This window comes from Streptomyces sp. NPDC001532 (assembly GCF_040298625.1).
Classification (GTDB): Bacteria; Actinomycetota; Actinomycetes; order Streptomycetales; family Streptomycetaceae; genus Streptomyces.
The window spans coordinates 249,899-269,871 of the sequence record NZ_JBEPAL010000004.1 but is presented as its reverse complement, the minus strand read 5'-3'; the positions used below and the strand labels follow the sequence as shown (position 1 = coordinate 269,871).

At 72.4% G+C, this 19,973-nt stretch carries 18 protein-coding genes; 13 read left to right on the top strand and 5 right to left on the bottom strand.

Features of this window, described 5'->3' with window-relative positions:
• Positions 1-51 precede the first annotated feature (51 nt).
• A complete protein-coding gene (locus ABT232_RS06880; RefSeq protein ID WP_502975338.1) occupies positions 52-1,287 on the bottom strand; it encodes a DEAD/DEAH box helicase in 1,236 nt (411 codons plus the stop codon).
• Positions 1,288-1,773: 486 nt separating this feature from the next.
• Here ABT232_RS06880 and ABT232_RS06875 point away from each other — a divergent pair, with 486 nt between their 5' ends.
• Positions 1,774-2,526: a ferritin-like fold-containing protein gene (locus ABT232_RS06875; protein WP_351836901.1), complete on the top strand. Its 753-nt coding sequence runs from the start codon at positions 1,774-1,776 to the stop codon at positions 2,524-2,526.
• A gap of 77 nt (positions 2,527-2,603) precedes the next feature.
• Here ABT232_RS06875 and ABT232_RS06870 read toward each other — a convergent pair whose 3' ends face one another.
• From ABT232_RS06870 to ABT232_RS06855, 4 genes are all read right to left on the bottom strand, one after another.
• Positions 2,604-2,873: a hypothetical protein gene (locus ABT232_RS06870; RefSeq protein WP_351836898.1), complete on the bottom strand. Its 270-nt coding sequence runs from the start codon at positions 2,871-2,873 to the stop codon at positions 2,604-2,606.
• A gap of 233 nt (positions 2,874-3,106) precedes the next feature.
• Complete coding sequence (locus ABT232_RS06865) at positions 3,107-3,334, bottom strand: DUF3107 domain-containing protein (protein WP_073940165.1); 228 nt, start codon at positions 3,332-3,334, stop codon at positions 3,107-3,109.
• 149 nt (positions 3,335-3,483) lie between these two features.
• Positions 3,484-4,131, bottom strand: coding sequence for a TetR/AcrR family transcriptional regulator (locus tag ABT232_RS06860; RefSeq protein WP_351836894.1), 648 nt, complete (start codon positions 4,129-4,131; stop codon positions 3,484-3,486).
• Between the two features lie 197 nt (positions 4,132-4,328).
• Positions 4,329-4,553 (bottom strand): Rv3202a family protein, encoded by a 225-nt coding sequence (locus ABT232_RS06855; RefSeq protein WP_351836891.1) that lies wholly within the window; start codon positions 4,551-4,553, stop codon positions 4,329-4,331.
• A 198-nt stretch (positions 4,554-4,751) separates the two neighbouring features.
• Here ABT232_RS06855 and ABT232_RS06850 point away from each other — a divergent pair, with 198 nt between their 5' ends.
• The 12 genes from ABT232_RS06850 to moeZ all read left to right on the top strand — a co-directional run bounded on the left by ABT232_RS06850 (position 4,752) and on the right by moeZ (position 19,947).
• Positions 4,752-5,861 carry an alpha/beta fold hydrolase gene (locus ABT232_RS06850; RefSeq protein ID WP_351836888.1) on the top strand — a complete coding sequence of 370 codons (1,110 nt, stop codon included), beginning with the start codon at positions 4,752-4,754 and terminating at the stop codon, positions 5,859-5,861.
• Between the two features lie 8 nt (positions 5,862-5,869).
• Complete coding sequence (locus ABT232_RS06845) at positions 5,870-7,165, top strand: DUF3152 domain-containing protein (RefSeq protein WP_351836885.1); 1,296 nt, start codon at positions 5,870-5,872, stop codon at positions 7,163-7,165.
• 68 nt (positions 7,166-7,233) lie between these two features.
• Positions 7,234-7,326, top strand: a complete 93-nt coding sequence (locus ABT232_RS06840; RefSeq protein WP_329334993.1) for an Ms4533A family Cys-rich leader peptide — start codon at positions 7,234-7,236, stop codon at positions 7,324-7,326.
• Between the two features lie 221 nt (positions 7,327-7,547).
• Complete coding sequence (locus ABT232_RS06835; RefSeq protein WP_351836881.1) at positions 7,548-9,266, top strand: ABC transporter substrate-binding protein; 1,719 nt, start codon at positions 7,548-7,550, stop codon at positions 9,264-9,266.
• A gap of 4 nt (positions 9,267-9,270) precedes the next feature.
• Positions 9,271-10,275: an ABC transporter permease gene (locus ABT232_RS06830; protein ID WP_351836878.1), complete on the top strand. Its 1,005-nt coding sequence runs from the start codon at positions 9,271-9,273 to the stop codon at positions 10,273-10,275.
• The gene (locus ABT232_RS06825) at positions 10,272-11,270 is read left to right on the top strand and encodes an ABC transporter permease (protein WP_351836875.1); all 999 of its coding nucleotides are present in this window, start codon (positions 10,272-10,274) and stop codon (positions 11,268-11,270) included. Before ABT232_RS06830 ends, ABT232_RS06825 begins: the two co-directional genes overlap by 4 nt.
• A 158-nt stretch (positions 11,271-11,428) precedes the next feature.
• The gene (locus tag ABT232_RS06820) at positions 11,429-13,234 is read left to right on the top strand and encodes a dipeptide ABC transporter ATP-binding protein (RefSeq protein ID WP_351836920.1); all 1,806 of its coding nucleotides are present in this window, start codon (positions 11,429-11,431) and stop codon (positions 13,232-13,234) included.
• A gap of 189 nt (positions 13,235-13,423) precedes the next feature.
• A complete protein-coding gene (locus ABT232_RS06815) occupies positions 13,424-15,190 on the top strand; it encodes a DUF3492 domain-containing protein (protein ID WP_351836872.1) in 1,767 nt (588 codons plus the stop codon).
• Positions 15,191-15,360: 170 nt separating this feature from the next.
• On the top strand, positions 15,361-16,683 hold the full coding sequence (locus ABT232_RS06810) for a hypothetical protein (protein WP_351836917.1): 1,323 nt from the start codon (positions 15,361-15,363) through the stop codon (positions 16,681-16,683).
• Positions 16,684-16,909: 226 nt separating this feature from the next.
• Positions 16,910-17,968: an SDR family oxidoreductase gene (locus tag ABT232_RS06805; protein ID WP_351836870.1), complete on the top strand. Its 1,059-nt coding sequence runs from the start codon at positions 16,910-16,912 to the stop codon at positions 17,966-17,968.
• Positions 17,956-18,705: a spherulation-specific family 4 protein gene (locus ABT232_RS06800; RefSeq protein WP_351836868.1), complete on the top strand. Its 750-nt coding sequence runs from the start codon at positions 17,956-17,958 to the stop codon at positions 18,703-18,705. The genes ABT232_RS06805 and ABT232_RS06800 overlap by 13 nt, the downstream gene beginning before the upstream one ends.
• A gap of 63 nt (positions 18,706-18,768) precedes the next feature.
• Positions 18,769-19,947, top strand: a complete 1,179-nt coding sequence (gene moeZ / locus ABT232_RS06795; protein WP_351836865.1) for an adenylyltransferase/sulfurtransferase MoeZ — start codon at positions 18,769-18,771, stop codon at positions 19,945-19,947.
• Positions 19,948-19,973: the final 26 nt, after the last annotated feature.

The window sequence follows — 19,973 nt, the reverse complement described above, 5'->3', positions numbered from 1 at the left end:
TGGCGGTGCACTGGGGCGAAGACGCCGAGAACGAGACCTCCGGGGGCCGTGTCACCGGCCACCACGGCCGCCGCGTCCGCGGCCCTGACGGCCACCCGGCTCGCCCAGGTCCTCCAGCTCCTCCGCGTCGAGCCCGGCGCGGGTGCGCTCGGCGCGCGGCAGGACACCCTTGGTGCCGGCCGGGATGCCGAGGTCCTCGAACAGGTGCGGGGAGGTGGAGTAGGTCTCCACCGGGTCGTTGAAGTCCAGCTCCAGCGCCTTGTTGATCAGCTGCCAGCGCGGGATGTCGTCCCAGTCGACGAACGTGACCGCCGTGCCCTTGGCGCCCGCGCGACCGGTGCGGCCGACGCGGTGCAGGTACGTCTTCTCGTCCTCGGGCGACTGGTAGTTGATGACGTGGGTGACGCCCTCGACGTCGATGCCGCGCGCGGCGACATCGGTGCAGACCAGCACGTCGACCTTGCCGTTGCGGAAGGCGCGCAGCGCCTGCTCGCGGGCGCCCTGGCCGAGGTCGCCGTGGACCGCGCCGGAGGCGAAGCCGCGGCGCTGCAACTGCTCGGCGATGTCGGCGGCGGTGCGCTTGGTCCGGCAGAAGATCATCGCCAGTCCGCGGCCCTCGGCCTGGAGGATCCGGGCGATCATCTCCGGCTTGTCCATGGAGTGCCCGCGGTAGACGAACTGCTTGATGTTCGCGACCGTCGCGCCCTCGTCGTCCGGCGCCGTGGCGCGGATGTGCGTGGGCCGGGACATGTACCGGCGGGCCAGTCCGATGACCGCGCCCGGCATGGTCGCCGAGAACAGCATGGTCTGGCGCTTGGCCGGAAGCATGCCGATGATCTTCTCGACGTCGGGCAGGAAGCCCAGGTCGAGCATCTCGTCGGCCTCGTCGAGGACCAGGCACTTGATGTGGCTCAGGTCCAGCTTCTTCTGGCCCGCGAGGTCGAGCAGGCGGCCCGGGGTGCCGACGACCACGTCGACGCCCTTCCTCAGGGCCTCCACCTGCGGCTCGTACGCCCGGCCGCCGTAGATGGCGGTCACGCGGACGTTGCGCACCTTGCCGGCGGTCAGCAGGTCGTTGGTGACCTGGGTGCACAGCTCGCGGGTCGGGACGACGATGAGCGCCTGCGGGGCGTTGGTCAGGGCCTCGGGCGCGGCACGCCCGGCCTCGACGTCGGCGGGGACGGTGACACGCTCGAGGAGCGGAAGGCCGAAGCCCAGCGTCTTTCCGGTGCCGGTCTTGGCCTGGCCGATGACATCCGTGCCCGCGAGGGCGACGGGAAGGGTCATCTCCTGGATGGGGAAGGGGGAGACGATACCGACGGCTTCCAGGGCCTCGGCGGTCTCGGGAAGGATCCCGAGCTCTCGGAACGTCGTAGTCAGGGTGCTGCCTCTTCTGTGTGTGCGGTGCGAGGCGAGCGCGGGGGTCGTGTCGGACCGTGCCGGGGACGTCGGCCGCCTAAGGGCGGGCCTTGGGGCACGGGAACCGCGCCGACGCTCTAGCGCTCGTACCGCTGAGGGTCCCTCCGATCGTCGTACGCACAGAGCCGTACGGTCAGGGAGGGCTGTCGGGTCGGAGCCGATCGGGCCACCGACCGGGCATCCTCATACGTGCGGCCTGTCGAGACACGTCGAAACCAGCCGACGTACCAGCAGGCGCATTACCACCATACCCCGGATTCGCGCACATGCGATGGCCGATTCGGTCACGTAGTCGTCGTCACACTGAATGACCAGGGACTTCCCCGATGCGGTGGGCGGGCTATTGTGCGCTCCATGACGAGCTCTGACAAGCCTGACCCCGCCGCCGACGCCTCCGACGCCGTGGCACCCACCGGGGTCGCCGCCCTGGACTGGGCGACGGCCTCCGCCGATCCGCAGTACCGGGCCGCGGTCGTGGACCTGCTGGGCGCGCTCGCGTACGGGGAGCTCGCGGCGTTCGAACGGCTCGCGGAGGACGCCAAGCTGGCGCCGACCCTGGAGGACAAGGCGGAGCTGGCGAAGATGGCCTCGGCCGAGTTCCACCACTTCGAGCGGCTGCGGGACCGGCTCGCCGGGATCGGTGAGACGCCGACCGCCGCGATGGAGCCGTTCGTCGCCGCGCTGGACGGCTTCCACAAGCAGACGGCGCCCTCCGACTGGCTGGAAGGCCTCGTCAAGGCCTATGTCGGCGACTCGATCGCCAGCGACTTCTACCGCGAGGTCGCGGCCCGGCTCGACTCCGACACCCGCGAGCTGGTGCTGGCCGTGCTCGACGACACCGGGCACGCGGGCTTCGCGGTGGAGAAGGTGCGGGCGGCGATCGACGCGGACCCGCGGGTCGGCGGGCGGCTCGCGCTGTGGGCGCGGCGGCTGATGGGCGAGGCGCTGTCGCAGTCCCAGCGGGTGGTCGCGGAGCGCGACGCGCTGTCCACGATGCTCGTCGGCGGTGTCGCGGACGGCTTCGACCTCGCGGAGGTCGGACGGATGTTCTCCCGGATCACCGAGGCCCACACGAAGCGGATGGCGGCCCTGGGGCTGGCCGCGTAGTCGTGGCCGCTCGGTGATCGAGGGTCAGTCGTCGCTCGGTCGGCGGGGGCGGGCCCGTGGGCGGCCCCGGCGGCGGCTCAGGCCGTCGCCGAGTGCCGCCGCAGTCTTCCCGCGGGGCGCAGCAGCAGCGACAGCGAGGCGACGGAGACGACCGCCGCACCGATCAGGGACGGCAGGAAGCCGCCGGCGTCCAGCGCGGTGTGGGTGACGAAGGCCCCGAAGAGCGCGCCGGCCACACCGGTCGACAGCACCAGCGGGCGTGCCGGGAGCCGGTGCGGCAGCCGCAGGGCGTACGCCCACGCGAGGATCAGGCCGAGGATCGCGGAACTGAAGGCTTCCAAGAGCATGTAGTGGTTCCTCCCACCTCGCCGTCCTGCCCTAACGGTCGTAGCCCGTCTTACCCCTGACCTGCGGAATGCAATCCTCCTGTGAGCGAGCCATGTGGACTTCAGGGGGATTGCGCGCCCGGTGTGGACATGCGTGCGACGCCCGTGCGACATGCGTGCGACGCGCTGCGGCACCCACGCGAAAGGGCCCGTCGGGTGACACCCGACGGGCCCTTCTCGCTTGCTCTGGCTGCCTACAGCGCGCCGAAGCCGACCTTGCGCGGCGCCGGCTCGCCCAGTTCCACGTAGGCCAGGCGGTCGGCCGGGACCAGGACCTTGCGGCCGTGCTCGTCCACGAGGCTCAGCAGCTGCGACTTGCCGGCCAGTGCCTCGGCCACCACCCGCTCGACTTCCTCGGCACTCTGACCGCTCTCCAGAACGATCTCGCGCGGCGCGTGCTGCACGCCGATCTTGACCTCCACGGCTATGTCCCTCCGAACGGTCAGTGAAGTGCGCGGACGTCCGCGCCGTACCCAGCACACATTAGCCCGGTGAGGGGACCCGCACGCTCCGCCCGAGAACGCCAACAGCGAACAGCGGACGGGAACAAACGTGCCCCTGGGCCATGGGGTCAGTGGTGCTGCTGCTCGATCCCGTGCAACGGGAAGCCCGCGATGCCCCGCCAGGCGAGCGAGGCGAGCAACTGCACCGCCTGGTCGCGCGGCACGCTGCGGTCGCTGTGCAGCCAGGAACGGGCCACCACCTGGGCGAGTCCGCCCAGCCCCGAGGCGAGCAGCATCGACTCCGCGCGGGACAGCCCCGTGTCCTCGGCGATGACGTCGCAGATGGCCTCGGCGCAGTCGTTGGTGACCTTGTCGACCCGCTCGCGCACGGCGGGCTCGTTGGTCAGGTCCGACTCGAAGACCAGGCGGAAGGCCCCGCCGTCGTCCTCGACGTACGCGAAGTACGCGTCCATCGTCGCCCGTACGCGCTGCTTGTTGTCGGTCGTCGACGCCAGCGCGCTGCGCACGGACTGGATCAGCGACTCGCAGTGCTGGTCCAGCAGCGCGAGGTACAAATCGAGCTTGCCCGGGAAGTGCTGGTAGAGCACCGGCTTGCTGACGCCGGCGCGCTCGGCGATGTCGTCCATCGCGGCCGCGTGGTAGCCCTGTGCCACGAAGACTTCCTGAGCGGCGCCCAGCAGCTGGTTCCGTCGGGCACGGCGCGGCAGGCGCGTGCCTCGTGGGCGTGCTGCCTCTGTCTGCTCGATGGCTGTCACGCCGCCTCCCAAAATCGTCCACATGCGGTGTGCGCCGCGCCGCCATCGTACTTTTCGGTAACCGTGTCGTGCGCGGTGCGAGCGCAGAATTTCACGGACCGGACGGGGGCGAAAGCCGCGCATAAGGTTTCGAACAGAGGCGGACCGGGCAAAAATCGGCCCCGCTCCTGCTCAGCGGTGCCCCGTACCGGCCCGGCTCAGCGGTAGTCGTCCTCGTCGAGGGAGACCACGCGGGCCTGTTCGACGAGATCGGCCTCGTTGGCCAGATCGGGGTCGACCTCGGTCAGTGGATCGTCGCGGTCCGGTGTCACGTGCGCCTGCTGTTCGGCGGCGTCGACCTCCGGCGCCTCGACGTCGAACTCCTGCGCCTCGTCGCCGTCGCGGTCCGCGAACGTCTCGGGGTCGGTGGGGTCTACGGCCATGGTGGGCTCCCTTCCTACGAACGTCCCTGAGACAAGCAGGGGCCACACGCGGGTGCCCTCTTCCCGAGCCTAGGAGACACCCGAACCGGACGCTATGCGATCCGCGTCCGGATGGTGACGGGGTGCGCACCGACGCGCCCGTGCGCCTGTGATGGCGAACACACGAACCATGGCGTGATCGTCTCGTAACATTGCCGCATGTCTTCGACCGAGCCCGCCTTCGTGCCGACCGCCAACGTGCTCCCGAAGGTCGCGCCCGTGCGGGTCGCGGAGGGCGAACGGCTCAGGTCGATCCGGCTGCCCGGTATCACTCTCACAGTGCGCTCCCGGCCGCCCGCGCGGCAAGGGCTGCCGCCCGCGCTCTACGTCCACGGCCTCGGCGGTTCCTCGCAGAACTGGTCGGCGCTGATGCCGCTGCTCGACGACGTCGTCGACAGCGAGGCCGTCGATCTGCCGGGCTTCGGCGACTCGCCGCCGCCGGACGACGGCGACTACTCCGTCACCGGGCACGCGCGCGCGGTCATCCGGCATCTCGACGCCGCCGGACGCGGGCCCGTCCACCTCTTCGGCAACTCCCTGGGCGGCGCGGTCACCACCCGGGTGGCCGCGGTGCGGCCCGACCTCGTGCGGACCCTCACCCTCGTCTCGCCCGCGATGCCGGAGATCCGGGTCCAGCGCAGCGCCGTCCCCACGGGGCTGCTGGCGCTGCCGGGCGTGGCCGCGCTGTTCACCCGGATCACCAAGGGCTGGACCGCCGAGCAGCGGGTGCGCGGCGTCATGGCGCTCTGCTACGGCGACCCGGGGCGGGTGACGCCGGAGGGGTTCCGCAACGCGGTCGAGGAGATGGAGCGGCGGCTGCAGCTGCCGTACTTCTGGGACGCGATGGCGCGCTCGGCGCGCGGGATCGTGAACGCCTACACCCTGGGCGGTCAGCACGGGCTGTGGCGGCAGGCCGAACGGGTGCTCGCGCCGACACTCCTCATCTACGGCGGCCGGGACCAGCTCGTCGGCTTCCGCATGGCGCAGAGGGCGGCCCGCGCCTTCCGCGACTCCCGGCTGATCACGCTGCCGGACGCCGGGCACGTGGCGATGATGGAGTATCCCGAGACCGTGGCGAAGGCGTTCCGCGAACTGCTGGCGGAACAGCGCGACGCCGAGGCGGACGCCCGCGGCGATGCCCGGCGCCGAGACGACGGCTCCCTCGGCGACACGTCCTCCGGCGATACGCCGGGCGGCAGGTCCGGTGACACGTCCTCCCGTGTCGCTTCCTCCGGTGAGGCGGCCGAGTCCGCCGGTGCGGGGAGCTGAGACGCGACGTGGGACGTCACAGCCGCCGCGGCCCCTCACCGAAGGACGAGTCCGCGGGCGCTTTCGGACGGCGACGGGCCCAGGGCCCCGCACAGGGCGCGGATGCGCCGCGGCCCGACGGCACCCCTGCCCACGGTGTGCCGCGGTTCCCTGACGGGACGCCCGCGCACGGCACGCCGAGGATGTCCGACGGCACCCCCGCGCACGGCACGCCGCATGTCCGCGGCGGCCATCCCGAGCAGCGTGAATCCGGTGGTGGCTGGGGCGAGTCGAGGAGTCCGGCGGCCGGTGCCGCCGGGCCCGGGATATCGCGACCGCGGCCGGCGAGGCCCCGTCAGGACTATCTCGACGCCTTCGGCGCGGCCGACGACGTCTTCACCCCGCCGCCCGGCCGCGCCGCCGAGCCGTACCCCTCCGTCACCGACTGGGACGACACGGACGGTGCGGGCTCGGGCGACGTCCCGCCGCCGAGCGACGAGGCCGTGCCCCCGAAGCGCGGCAAGGGCCGGGCGTTCACCGGTGTCGCCGCCGCCGCGGTGACCACCGTGCTGGCCGTCGTGGTCGCCGGCCAGGTCGCCGACGGGCGGGAGGACGGCGGCGTGCGCTCGCAGGCCGCCGCCGACAAGGGGCGTGACACACGTGACTCCGCCTCGCGCGGCGAGGGGCGGCCGACGCCGTCCGGGTCGCCGAGCGCGGTGGTGCCGCTGACGTACGACCAGAAGATGGGCCTGAAGTACCCGTTGAGCCCGTCGCTCGACGGGGCCGGGAAGTTCGACGCCGTCCCGGGCATCGACAAGGCGCCGGGACAGGGCGAGAAGTACACCTACCGGGTGGACGTGGAGCAAGGGCTCGGGCTGGACGGCGCGCTGTTCGCGCAGGCCGTGCAGCAGACCTTGAACGACGACCGCAGCTGGGCGCACAACGGCGGCCGTACCTTCGAACGCATCCACTCCGGCGAGCCCGACTTCGTGATCACCCTCGCCAGCCCCGGTACGACGGCCGAGTGGTGTGCCAAGTCCGGTCTGGACACCACGGTCGACAACGTCTCCTGCGACTCCGCGTCCACCGAGCGCGTGATGATCAACGCCTACCGATGGGCACAGGGCTCGCCGACCTACGGCGAGCAGATCCACGCCTACCGCCAGATGCTGATCAACCACGAGATCGGCCACCGGCTCGGCTACTCGCACGTGACCTGCGACAAGGACGGCGACCTCGCGCCGGTCATGCAGCAGCAGACCAAGTTCCTGGAGTACGAGGGAATCCGCTGCAAGCCCAACCCCTGGCCCTATCCCGCCAGTTGAGAGGAAGGTTTCCGCACCCTGGTGGCACCGCGTTGACATGCGCGCAGAGTTCGTACATATTTTTGACCATGTCGTCCCGTCACGCCTCCGTTCGCGCCGCCATCGAGCTGGCGCTCATCGGCGTGACCGCGCTCTGCGTGGCCGACATCCACTGTCGCTGACGCCGCCCCAGGGCGCGCGCGTCGCGAATCCCGCTTCTCCGCAGATCCGTTCTCATCGTTCCGTCCTCCGGTTGCCCGTGCTCCGGCCCGTGACGGCTGCTGACGACCCGATCCCCGGTACACCCCGGTACTTCCCGACGATCTGACGCCCAGGGCTGCCGTCTGTGCGGCGCTGTCTCACTCCTTGTCATTTCGTCTCACCTTTCGAGAGGTCGTCTCCGATGCGTCATCCGTCCCTCAGAGCGCGCCGCGTGGCCGCGGCATCCGTCAGCCTGGTCCTGGCCGCGGGCGCCGCCGCCTGCGGCCCCGAGGACAGCGGGGCCAAGGAGTCGGCAGGCGACTCCGCACCGCACAAGGGCGGCACCCTCACGGTCCTGAACGCCAACCCGCAGGAGGACTTCGACCCGGCCCGCCTCTACACCTCCGGCGGCGGCAACGTCCCCTCCCTCGTCTTCCGTACGCTCACCACCCGCAACCGCGAGGACGGGGCGAAGGGCGCCGAGGTCGTCCCCGACCTCGCCACCGACACCGGACGCCCCTCCAAGGACGCGACCGTGTGGACGTACACGCTGAAGGAAGGGCTGAAGTACGAGGACGGCACCCCGATCACCTCGGCCGACGTCAAGTACGGCATCGAGCGCTCCTTCGCCGCCGAACTCTCCGGCGGTGCGCCCTACCTGCGGGACTGGCTGATCGGCGGCGCGGACTACGCGGGGCCGTACAAGGACAAGGGCGGGCTGGACTCGATCGAGACACCGGACGACCGGACGATCGTCTTCCATCTCAACAAGCCCGAGGGCGAGTTCCCCTACCTCGCGACCCAGACGCAGTTCGCGCCGGTCCCCAAGGACAAGGACACCGGGACCAAGTACGAGGAGCACCCGGTCTCGTCCGGGCCCTACAAGGTCGTGAAGAACGAGAACGACGGCGAACGGCTGATCCTGGAGCGCAACCCGCACTGGTCGGCCGCCACCGACGCCGAGCGCAAGGCGTACCCGGACAAGATCGACGTACGGTCCGGGCTCGACTCCGCCGTGATCAACCAGCGGCTGTCCGCGTCCCAGGGAGCGGACGCCGCGGCCGTCACCACGGACACCAACCTCGGCCCGGCCGAACTCGCCAAGGTGACCGGTGACAAGGAGCTCGCCTCCCGCGTCGGAACCGGGCACTTCGGCTACACCAACTACATCGCCTTCAACCCGAAGGTGAAGCCGTTCGACGACCCCAAGGTGCGGCAGGCGATCGCGTACGCCGTCGACCGCTCGTCGGTGATCAACGCGGCGGGCGGCTCCGCGCTGGCCGAGCCCGCGACCACCTTCCTGCCCGACCAGAAGTCCTTCGGCTACACGCCCTACGACCACTTCCCGGCCGGTGACTCCGGCAACGCGGCCAAGGCGAAGGAACTGCTGAAGGAGGCCGGCCACGCCGACGGGCTCACCGTCACGCTGACCCACTCCAACGCCAGGGACTTCGAGACCAGCCCGGAGATAGCGACCGCGATCCAGGACGCGCTGAAGAAGGCGGGCATCACCGTCGAGCTGAAGGGCCTGGAGGAGAACGAGTACTCCGACACCACCCACGACGCGAAGACCGAGCCCGGCTTCTTCCTCGCCCACTGGGGTGCCGACTGGCCCTCCGGCGGCCCCTTCCTCGCCCCGATCTTCGACGGGCGGCAGATCGTCGAGGACGGCGCCAACTTCAACACCGGCTTCCTCGACGACAAGTCGGTCAACGCCGAGATCGACGCGATCAACAAGCTGACCGACCTCGACGAGGCCGCAAGGCGGTGGGGCGCGCTGGACGCGAAGATCGGCGAGCGGGCGCTCACCGTGCCGCTGTTCCACCCGGTCTACAAGCGGCTGTACGGCAAGGACGTCAAGAACATCGTGATCAGCGACTGGACCGGCGTGCTGGACATCTCGCAGGTCGCGGTCAAGTGACGTCATGAGCGAGGCACTTGTCGCCACCCAGGTCCCCGGGGCGGACACCACCGCCCCGGGGCCCTCGGGGGCCCGTCAGTTCTGGCGGCGGCTGCGGACACAGCGCGCCGCCCTCGTCGCCGCGGGCGTCGTCGCCCTCCTCGTCCTGGTCGCCCTCGCCGCACCGCTGCTCACCGCGATCGAGGGCCAGGACCCCACCACCTACCACCCCACGCTCGTCGACTCCGCGCGCGGCGGTGTGCCGATCGGCTCCTTCGGCGGCATCAGCGGCGACCACTGGCTGGGCGTCGAACCGCAGACCGGACGCGATCTGTTCGCTCGTCTCGTGCACGGCGCCCGGGTCTCGCTGGGCGTGGCGCTGGCCGCGACCGTCGTCCAGATCACGATCGGTGTCGTCGTCGGCGTCGCGGCCGCGCTCGGCAGCCGCTGGGTCGACCAGCTGCTGAGCCGCGTCACGGACGTCATCGTCGCCATGCCGCTGATGATCATGGCGTTGGCGCTGCTCGCCATCGTGCCGTCGAGCTTTCCCCGGCCGGTGCTGGTCGCCCTCGTCATCGGTCTGATCGCCTGGGGCAACATCGCCAAGATCGTGCGGGCCCACACCCTCACCCTCAAGCAGCTCGACCACGTCGCCGCGGCCCGGCTCAGCGGCTGGGGGACCTGGCCGATCGCCCGCCGCGAACTGCTCCCCGGCATCGCCGCACCCGTCATCACCTACGCCGCGCTGCTCGTCCCCGCCAACATCGGCATCGAGGCCGCCCTGTCCTTCCTCGGCGTCGGAGTGCAGCCGCCGACCCCGTCCTGGGGACAGATGCTCACCTCCGCCGACGTCTGGTACCAGGCGGCCCCGCAGTACCTGCTGCTGCCCGCCGGCGCGCTCTTCGTGACCGTGCTGGCCCTGACCGTCCTCGGCGACGGCGTGCGCACGGCCCTCGACCCACGCGCGGCCTCACGGCTGCGGGTGGGGACGAAGCGGGCCGGGACGGCCGGGAAGGAGGGCGTCGCATGACCGGCTTCGCCGGCTTCGCGCTGCGCCGCACGCTCGGCGCCGTGCTCACCCTGCTCGCCATCTCCGTGATCGTCTACGTCGTCTTCTACGTCACCCCCGGCGACGTCGCCCAGATCACCTGCGGCCCGCGCTGCTCACCCGCCCAGGTCCAGCAGGTCGCCACTCAACTCCACCTGGACGACCCGCTGTACGAGCGGTATTGGCACTTCCTGCAAGGACTCGTCGCCGGCCAGGACTACTCCACCGGCGCCTCGGTCCAGCACTGCCCGGCGCCCTGCCTCGGGCTGTCGTACCAGAGCGACCAGCAGGTCACCGAGCTGATCCTGGCGAAGCTCCCGGTCAGCCTCTCGCTGGTGCTCGGCGCGATGGTGCTGTGGCTGGTCCTCGGCGTCGGCACCGGGGTGCTCTCCGCGTGGCGGCGCGGCCGGCTGTCCGAGCGGATCCTCACCGCCCTCACTCTCGTCGGCACCGCCACGCCCGTCTTCGTCATCGGGCTGGTCCTGATGATCGTCGTTTGCGGCGAGCTGCGCCTGCTGCCGTTCCCGCAGTACGTGAACCTCACCGACGACCCCGAGCAGTGGGCCTGGAACCTGCTGCTGCCGTGGATCTCGCTGGCCCTGATCGAGGCCGCCGCGTTCGCCCGGCTGACCCGGGCGTCGATGCTGGAGACGCTGGCCGAGGACCACATCCGTACCTTCCGGGCGTACGGCGTCGGCGAGCGGTCGGTCGTCGGACGGCACGCGCTGCGCGGGGCGTTCGCGCCGGTCATCGCGCTCAACGCCAACAACGTCGGCTCGGCGGTCGGCGGCGCCGTGCTCACCGAGACGCTGTTCGGCCTGCCCGGCATCGGACAGGAACTCGTGCACGCGGTCAATGTGGTCGATCTGCCGGTCGTGGTCGGCATGGTCCTGGTCATCGGCTTCTTCGTGGTCGTCGCCAACGCCGTCGCGGACGTGCTCTACGCGGTGGCCGATCGAAGGGTGGTGCTGACGTGAGTGTCGAAGGTGTCGAGGGTGTCGAAGGTGTCGAGGATCTCGGAGATCGCGACGTGCTTGGCGGCGACCGTGGCCATGGCGGCGCCAGCGGCGACGGTGGGTATGGCGGCGCCAGCGGTGACGGCGGCGATGGCGGCGACGGCGGTGGTCTGGTCGTGGTGGACGGGCTGTCCGTGCGGTTCGGCGAGGTGCGGGCCGTCGACGGTCTGTCGTTCCGGCTGGCGCCGGGCGGCGCCCTGGCCCTGGTCGGCGAGTCCGGCTCGGGCAAGTCGACCGTCGCCTCCGCGCTGCTGGGACTGCACCGCGGAACGGGAGCGCGGGTGACCGGCTCCGTGCACGTCACCGGCGTCGACGTCGCGGCGGCGTCCGACGAGGAGCTGCGGCGGCTGCGCGGGGCGCGTGCCGCGATGGTCTTCCAGGACCCGCTGTCGTCGCTGGACCCGTACTTCGCGATCGGCGACCAGATCGCCGAGGTGTACCGCGTGCACACTCGGGCGTCCCGGCGAGCGGCACGCGCGCGTGCGGTGGCGGTGCTCGACCGGGTGGGCATCCCGGACGCCGCCCGGCGGTCCCGCTCCCGCCCGCACGAGTTCAGCGGCGGGATGCGCCAGCGCGCCCTGATCGCCATGGCGCTGGCCTGCGAGCCGCGGCTGCTGATCGCCGACGAGCCCACCACCGCGCTCGACGTCACCGTCCAGGCCCAGATCCTCGACCTGCTGCACACCTTGCGGCAGGAGACCGGGATGGGGCTGCTGCTCGTCACGCATGACGTGGGCGTGGCGGCGGAGAGCGTCGACGAGGTGCTGGTGATGCGGCACGGGCGGGCCGTGGAGCAGGGTCCCACCGCGGCGGTGCTGGGTGCGCCGGAGCAGGCGTACACCCGGGAACTGCTGGCGGCGGTGCCTCGGGTGGACGGCGTGAGGGCCGTCGCCGGAAGGGCCGTCGCCGGGGTGGGAGTCGCCGGGGTGGGAGTCGCCGTCGTGGTGCCGGATGGGGGTGACGGGTCCGGAGGCGGGTCCGGTGGGGAGCCCGGAGTTGAGGCCGCCGAGGCGGGTTTCGGTGAGGCAGTGATCGGCCTCGGTGAGTCCGGTGAGTCCGGTGGGTCTGGTGAGTCTGGTGAGTTCGGTGAGGCCGGTGAGGCCAGTGAAGCCGGGCAGCCTCCGGCTCGCGATGACGTCGTGCTCGCGGCCGTCGGGCTGCGGCGGGAGTTCGGGCGGGGGAAGCGGGCGTTCACCGCGGTGGACGATGTGTCGCTGACCGTCCGCCGGGGCGAGACCCTGGGCATCGTCGGGGAGAGCGGCAGCGGCAAGACGACCCTCGGGCGGATGCTGGTCGGTCTGCTGGAGCCGACGGCCGGCGCGGTCCGGCCCGGCGGGGGAGTGCGGCCCGAGGTGCAGATGGTCTTCCAGGACCCGGTCTCCTCCCTCAACCCCCGCCGGAGCGTGGGCGAGTCCATCGCCGACCCGCTCCGCGCGCGCGGCGAACGCGACGAGGGGCGCATCCGGGGGCGCGTACGGGAACTGCTGGAGCGCGTGGGGCTCGAAGGGGCGCACTACGACCGCTACCCGCACGAGTTCAGCGGCGGTCAGCGCCAGCGCGTGGGCATCGCGCGGGCGCTCGCGGCCGACCCGCGCGTGATCGTCTGCGACGAACCGGTCTCCGCGCTCGACGTCACCACCCAGGCCCAGGTCGTCGCCCTGCTCGGCGCGTTGCAGCGCGAGCTCGGACTCGCCCTGGTCTTCATCGCCCACGACCTGGCCGTCGTACGCCAGGTCAGCGACCGGGTCGCGGTGATGAGACGGGGCCGTATCGTCGAGACGGGCCCGGCCGACGCCATCTACGAGTCGCCGCAGGACCCGTACACCCGGCAGCTCCTGGCCGCCGTCCCCTCCCTCGACTCCCTCGATCCGGAGACCGCCGCCCGCCGCCGCGCGGCCCGCCGGGAACCTGAGGTACTCGTGTGACGATCCGTGCGCACATGATCTCTTAGCGCGACGGAACGCGGACCGTACGGGAAAGTTACGACCGTTCACCCCTTCTGGTGGCGCGACGGACAACCGTCCGTCGCGCCACCGGCTTGTCCGCATACGTTCGTCCCGCTGCGAGCCGCCGGGCAACGGTGGCTCCCCATACGGGAGATCGGGGGTGCACTTGTGCGCATCGGACTGCTGACGGAGGGTGGCTATCCGTATGTGAGCGGTGACGCCAGGCTCTGGTGCGACCGGCTCGTGCGCGGGCTCGGGCAGCACGAGTTCGACGTCTACGCGCTCAGCCGCAGCGAGCGCCAGGAGGACGAGGGCTGGATCCCGCTTCCGCCGCAGGTCAACAGGGTGCGTACGGCACCGCTGTGGACGGCCGACGACGACGGGGCCGGGCACGGGCGGCGCGCGCGCCGGCGGTTCGCGGAGGCCTATGGGGAGCTTGCCGGCGCGTTGTGCGCCGGGTCGCCTCAGGAGGCGTCCACCGCTGAGGCGGACCGTTTCGCCAACGCTCTGTACGGGCTCGCCGAGCTGGCCCGCGACGAGGGCGGGCTGGTGGGCGCGCTTCGTTCCGAGGCCGCCGTGCGCACGCTGGAGCGCGCCTGTCGCGCGCCCGGCGCACTGCGGGCGGCGCGTGAGGCGCGCGTACCGGATCTGCTCTCCGTCGCCGCGCACCTCGAACGCGCCCTGCGCCCGCTCTCGCTCGACTGGTACGAGGACGACGGACTCGGCTCGGTCGACCTCTGCCACGCGGCGTCCGGTGGCGCGGCCGCCCTGCCCGGACTGCTCGCCCGGCACTTCCACGACGTACCCCTGCTGGTCACCGAGTACGGCGTACGGCTGCGCACCCACTACCTGGCCGCCACCGACGCACCGCCCGCCGTGCGTGCCCTGGTCGCCGCCTTCCACGGTCGGCTCGCCGCCGAGACGTACCGGCGGGCCGAGCGCATCACCCCCGGCAACGCGCACGCCCGCCGCTGGCAGGAACGCTGCGGCGCCGACCGCGCCAAACTGCGCACCGTCTACCCCGGCATGGACGCCGCCCCGTTCGCGGAGGTCGGCGAGTCACCGGAGGGCGCCGACCCCGACACCCTGGTCTGGGTCGGCCGGATCGAACCGGCGAAGGACCTGGTCTCGCTGCTGCACGCCTTCGCGGAGATCCGCAAGGAGGAGCCGAAGACCCGGCTGCGGATCATCGGCGCCCCCACCGGCCCCGAGGGCGCGGCCTATCTCGCCCACTGCCGCGCGCTCGCCGCCCAGCTCTTCCCCGACGAGGCCGAGGGCCCGCACGCCGTCGGCGACAACCCGGTCTCCTTCGAGGAGATAGGCGGGCCCGAGGCGCCGACACCCGCCGAGGCGTACGCGTCCGGTGCGGTGACCGTGCTGTCCAGCGTCGTCGAGGGCTTTCCGCTCAGCCTCGTCGAGGCCATGTTCTGCGCCCGGGCGACGGTGTCCACCGACGTCGGCGCGGTGGTGGAGGCCATCGGCGGGACGGGACTGGTGGTGCCGCCGCGCAATCCGCGGGCGCTCGCGGAGGCGTGCGTCGCGTTGCTGCGCGACCCCGAGCGCCGTGCGCGCCTGGGGGCCGCGGCGCGCGCCCGCGCACTCGAACTCTTCACCGTGGAGCAGAACGTCCAGGCATTTCACGGCATTTACCTGGAGATCGTCGCCCAGTGCCCGGTCCGCCGGGTCGTGCTCGACGACGCCGGCGAGCCGCTGCCGTTCGGTGTACCCGCCGAGGCGCGTGTCCCCGGGCGCTGGACGGACCCGGCGGCGCGGGCGCTGAGCCGAGGGCCGGGGTGGGCGACCGCGCCCTCGGGTCCGGGGCCTGGGTCGGGTCCGGTGCGGGGGCCGGATCCGACGCCGGGTTCGGGTTCAGGGGTTCCCGGGGCCGTGGGATGCGCCGGGTCCGCCGAGTTCGTCGGAGAGAGAGCGCGATGAGTGACCTCGACCGCCGGGACGGCCTGAGCAGTGTGCCCGGTGCGAATGGTGTGACCGGTGTGGCCAGTGCGCACGGTGGAGATCCTGTGGCCGGTGTGGCCAGTGTGACTGGCGTGGCGCCGGATGTGACCGGTGTGACCGGTGTGACCGGCGTGGCGGGTGGGGACGAGCTGGACGGGTTGGACGGCTTGGACTTTCCGGGTACGCCGGGAAGCCCCGGAGCCTGGGACGCGCGGTCGGAGCGGCTGCTCGCGCGGGAGCGGGCTGCGTCCGGCGCCGAGGCGGTCGCAGCGTCGGTCGCGGAATCGGTCGCAGAGTCGGTCGCCGAGTCGGTCGCGGAGGCCCCTCCGGCGACCTCGCGGCGCGAGCCCGCCGCCCCCACCGCCCCCCGACGCGGCGCCGCGGACCCCGTGAAGGCGCTGATGCACCGCCACCGCGAGCTGTGCGAACGCGCCGTCGACCCGCTGGAGATCGCCGCCGGACTGGAGGCGCACGGCCTCACCGACCGGACCGCCGCCCGCTTCCGCCACCGGGACGTCTTCTCCCTCGCCGAGGAGATGTACGCCCGCGTGCCCCGCGACAGCGGCACCTCCCCGGGCCCCACGCCCGCCACGGCCCCCCGGCTCCGCGCGGACTGGATCGTCCGCTGCCTGCTGCCCGGCGCCGTGTGCGCGGCGACCCTCACCGGGCTGCGCCTGACCGACGGCCAGACCCGCCTCGGCGTGGCCGCGGCCGGCCTCCTCGCCCTGGTCCTCGCCGTCCGCGCCACCCTGTCCCGAGGCCCGCTCGCCGCCCACCGCCCCGGCCCCGCGCACCCGCCCGCCGCCACCGGCGTCCGCACCTGGACCTGCTGGCTCCTCGCCTACGCCGCCCTCGGCGACGGTCTGCTGAACGCCGCCGCCGACGGAGGCCCCGACACCCTGCCGACCGGCACCGCCGACACCGTCTGGCCCGTCGACACGGCCGTCCTCCTGGCCCTCATGCTCTCCAGCGCCCCCGCCGCCTGGTGCGCCCATCTCTTCGCGGCCGGCGTCCGCGGCAAGCTGACCGCCAGCCGCGGCCTGGAGGACTTCGCCGCCGCCGTACGACCGCTGCTGCTCGGCGTGTTCGCCCTGTACCTGGCGGCCCTCGCCGCCCTGCACGCCCTCTCGGCCGCCGCCCTCGACGAGCCCGCCGCCCACGCCCGCACCCTCACCCTGGGCGCGCTGCTGCTGCTCGCACGCCTCCTCGCCACGCACGGCTTCACCCACGCCCCGGCGCTGGTGCTCGGCGCGGCGGCGACGGCCGAAGCCACGGCACTCGCCGCGCTCTTCGCCGCCCGGCTCCCGGGCTGCGGATTCCTCGAAGCCCCCGTCCAGGCCGTCATGGACGTCCAGGGACCCGGCGGCGTCCCCGTCCTCGCCTGCGGAGCCGGTGCACTGACCCTGCTGATCCACGCCGGCCGCACCCTCACCCGCGCATCCGCCCACGCCCGAAGGGACGCCCGATGTTGACCGCCCCGCGCCCGGCGCACCCCCGGCCCGGCGGGCGCGCCACCCCCGTGAACCATCCGACCGCCGCAGGCGCCCGGCCAGGCCGCCGGAGGCATCCGCACCACCCCCGCGAAGGAGAAGACCAGATGACCACCTCCCGACCCGGAACCCCCGGAGCACACGGAGCGCACGGAGCCACCGGCGCCCGTGTCGTTCCCTCCGGAACGCACACCCCGGGAGCCGCCCGATGAGGGTCCTGCTGATCGGAGCCAACGGCTACATCGGCCGCTTCGTCGCCGACCGCCTGCTCGCCGACCCGGCCGTCCAGCTCACCGCCCTCGGCCGCGGCGACGACGCCGACGTCCGGTTCGACCTGGCGTCCGGCAGCCCCGGCGCGCTCACCCGCTTCCTCGACGCGGTCCACCCCGGCGTCGTCATCAACTGCGCCGGCGCCACCCGAGGCGGCGCGCGCGAACTCACCCGGCACAACACCGTCGCCGTCGCCACCGTCTGCGAGGCCCTGCGGCGCAGCGGCTGCGGCGCCCGCCTGGTGCAGATCGGCTGCTCCGCTGAGTACGGGCCCAGCCAGCCCGGCTCCTCCACGGCCGAGGACGCCGTCCCGCGCCCCGGCGGCCCCTACGGCGTCAGCAAGCTCGCCGCCACCGAACTCGTCCTCGGCTCCGGCCTGGACGCGGTCGTGCTGCGGGTCTTCTCCCCGGCCGGCCCCGGCACCCCCGCCGGCTCCCCGCTCGGCCGGCTCGCCGAGGCGATGCGCCGCGCCATGCAGACCGGCGACGGCGAGCTGAAACTCGGCGGCCTCGGCGTCCAGCGCGACTTCGTCGACGTCCGCGACGTGGCCCGCGCGGTGCACGCCGCCTCGCTCTCTGCCGCCCAGGGCGTCATCAACATCGGCTCCGGCCGTGCCGTACGGCTACGGGACGCCGCCGCGATGCTCGCCCGCGTGGCCGGCTACGGCGGCGCCCTGCACGAACTCGACGGCCCGCCCGGCCCGCTCCGCCCCACCATCGGCCACCCGCGCGCCGAAGCCCTCGTCCACCACCGCGGCGAAGCCCTCCACCGCGCGGACGGCCTCCACCGCCCGGACCGCGCAGACCTCGGCCACCACCGCACCGACTCCGACCACCCGCCGCACACGGCACCGGTCGCCTACCCGTACCCGGACGGCTGCGGCAGCTGGCAGCAGGCCGACGTCCGCACCGCCCGCGACCGGCTCGGCTGGCGGCCCCGGATCAACCTCGAAGAATCCCTCGCCGACATCTGGATGGAGGCGGCATGCCGCATCTGACCAGCGCGAGAGCGACCGCCGCGGAAACCGGTGTCCGCGCCGGCTTAGGCGTCCCCGGCCTCGCGCACCCGCTGCTCGCCCCCACCGAATGGGCCGAGCTGACCCGCCCCGGCCGGCCCCTGCACTGGGTCGTCCTCAACGTCGCCCAGGGCCCCGGCACCCGCCCCGACCCGCACTGCCTCGAAGCCGCCGGCCGACTGCGCAACGCGGGCGTCCGCGTCCTCGGCCACCTGGACACCGCCTACGGCGCCCGCGCTACCGGCGATGTGATCTCCGACGCACACCGGTACCTCGACTGGTACCAGGTCGACGGCTTCCTGCTGGACCGCTGCCCGTCCGACCGCGTCTCGCTCCCCGAGACCCGCCGGACGGTCACCACACTCCGCTCCCTGCGCGACGACGCCCACATCGTCCTCGGCCACGGCACCCATCCCCACCCCGGCTACGCCGAGTACGCCGACCAGCTGGTGACCTTCTCCGGGCCCTGGAGCGACTACCGCTGGTCCCAGGTGGCGGAGTGGACGGCCGACCATCCGCCCGAGCGGTTCTGCCACCTCGTGCACGGAGTCCCCCGGGGCCACCTCGACGAGGCACTGCGCATCGCCCGCTGGCAGGGCGCCGCCACCATCTGGTTCACCGATCGCACGGACCGCGGCGGACGCGTCGGTCCCTGGGAGACCATGCCCGGCTACTGGGACGAAATCGTCTCGCAGATCGGAACAGGTGTCTCGGAATGAAAAAGGCCGTGGCAGTGTTACGGGGAGAACCACCGTACTTATTGACCGACCAACGGAGTCCCCGTGTCGCTGCCACCCCTGGTTGAGCCAGCCTCTGAGCTCACCGTAGACGAGGTCCGCAGGTACTCCCGCCACCTGATCATCCCCGATGTCGGGATGGACGGGCAGAAGCGGCTGAAGAACGCCAAGGTGCTCTGTGTGGGCGCCGGCGGCCTGGGCTCGCCGGCGTTGATGTACCTGGCCGCCGCGGGCGTGGGCACGCTCGGCATCGTGGAGTTCGACGAGGTCGACGAGTCGAACCTGCAGCGCCAGATCATCCACAGCCAGGCCGACATCGGCCGCTCCAAGGCCGAGTCCGCGCGCGACTCCGTCCTCGGCATCAACCCGTACGTGAACGTGGTCCTTCACGAGGAGCGGCTCGAGGCCGACAACGTGATGGACATCTTCAGCCAGTACGACCTGATCGTCGACGGCACGGACAACTTCGCCACCCGCTACCTGGTGAACGACGCCTGCGTGCTGCTGAACAAGCCGTACGTCTGGGGCTCCATCTACCGCTTCGACGGCCAGGCCTCCGTGTTCTGGTCCGAGCACGGCCCCTGCTACCGCTGCCTCTACCCGGAGCCCCCGCCCCCCGGCATGGTCCCCTCCTGCGCCGAGGGCGGCGTGCTCGGCGTGCTGTGCGCGTCCATCGGCTCCATCCAGGTCAACGAGGCCATCAAGCTCCTCGCCGGCATCGGTGAGCCGCTCGTCGGCCGCCTGATGATCTACGACGCCCTGGAGATGCAGTACCGCCAGGTCAAGGTCCGCAAGGACCCCAACTGCGCGGTCTGCGGCGAGAACCCGACCGTCACCGAGCTCATCGACTACGAGGCCTTCTGCGGCGTCGTCTCCGAGGAGGCCCAGGCGGCGGCCGCCGACTCGACGATCACTCCCAAGCAGCTCAAGGAGTGGATCGACGACGGCGAGAACATCGAGATCATCGACGTCCGCGAGATCAACGAGTACGAGATCGTCTCGATCCCCGGCGCCCGGCTGATCCCGAAGAACGAGTTCCTCATGGGCGCCGCCCTGGAGACCCTGCCGCAGGACAAGAAGATCGTCCTGCACTGCAAGACGGGCGTCCGCAGCGCCGAGGTCCTCGCGGTCCTCAAGTCGGCCGGCTTCGCCGACGCCGTCCACGTCGGCGGCGGCGTCATCGGCTGGGTCAACCAGATCGAACCGCACAAGCCGGTCTACTGATCCCACCCCGCTTCCCTCCACGGGGG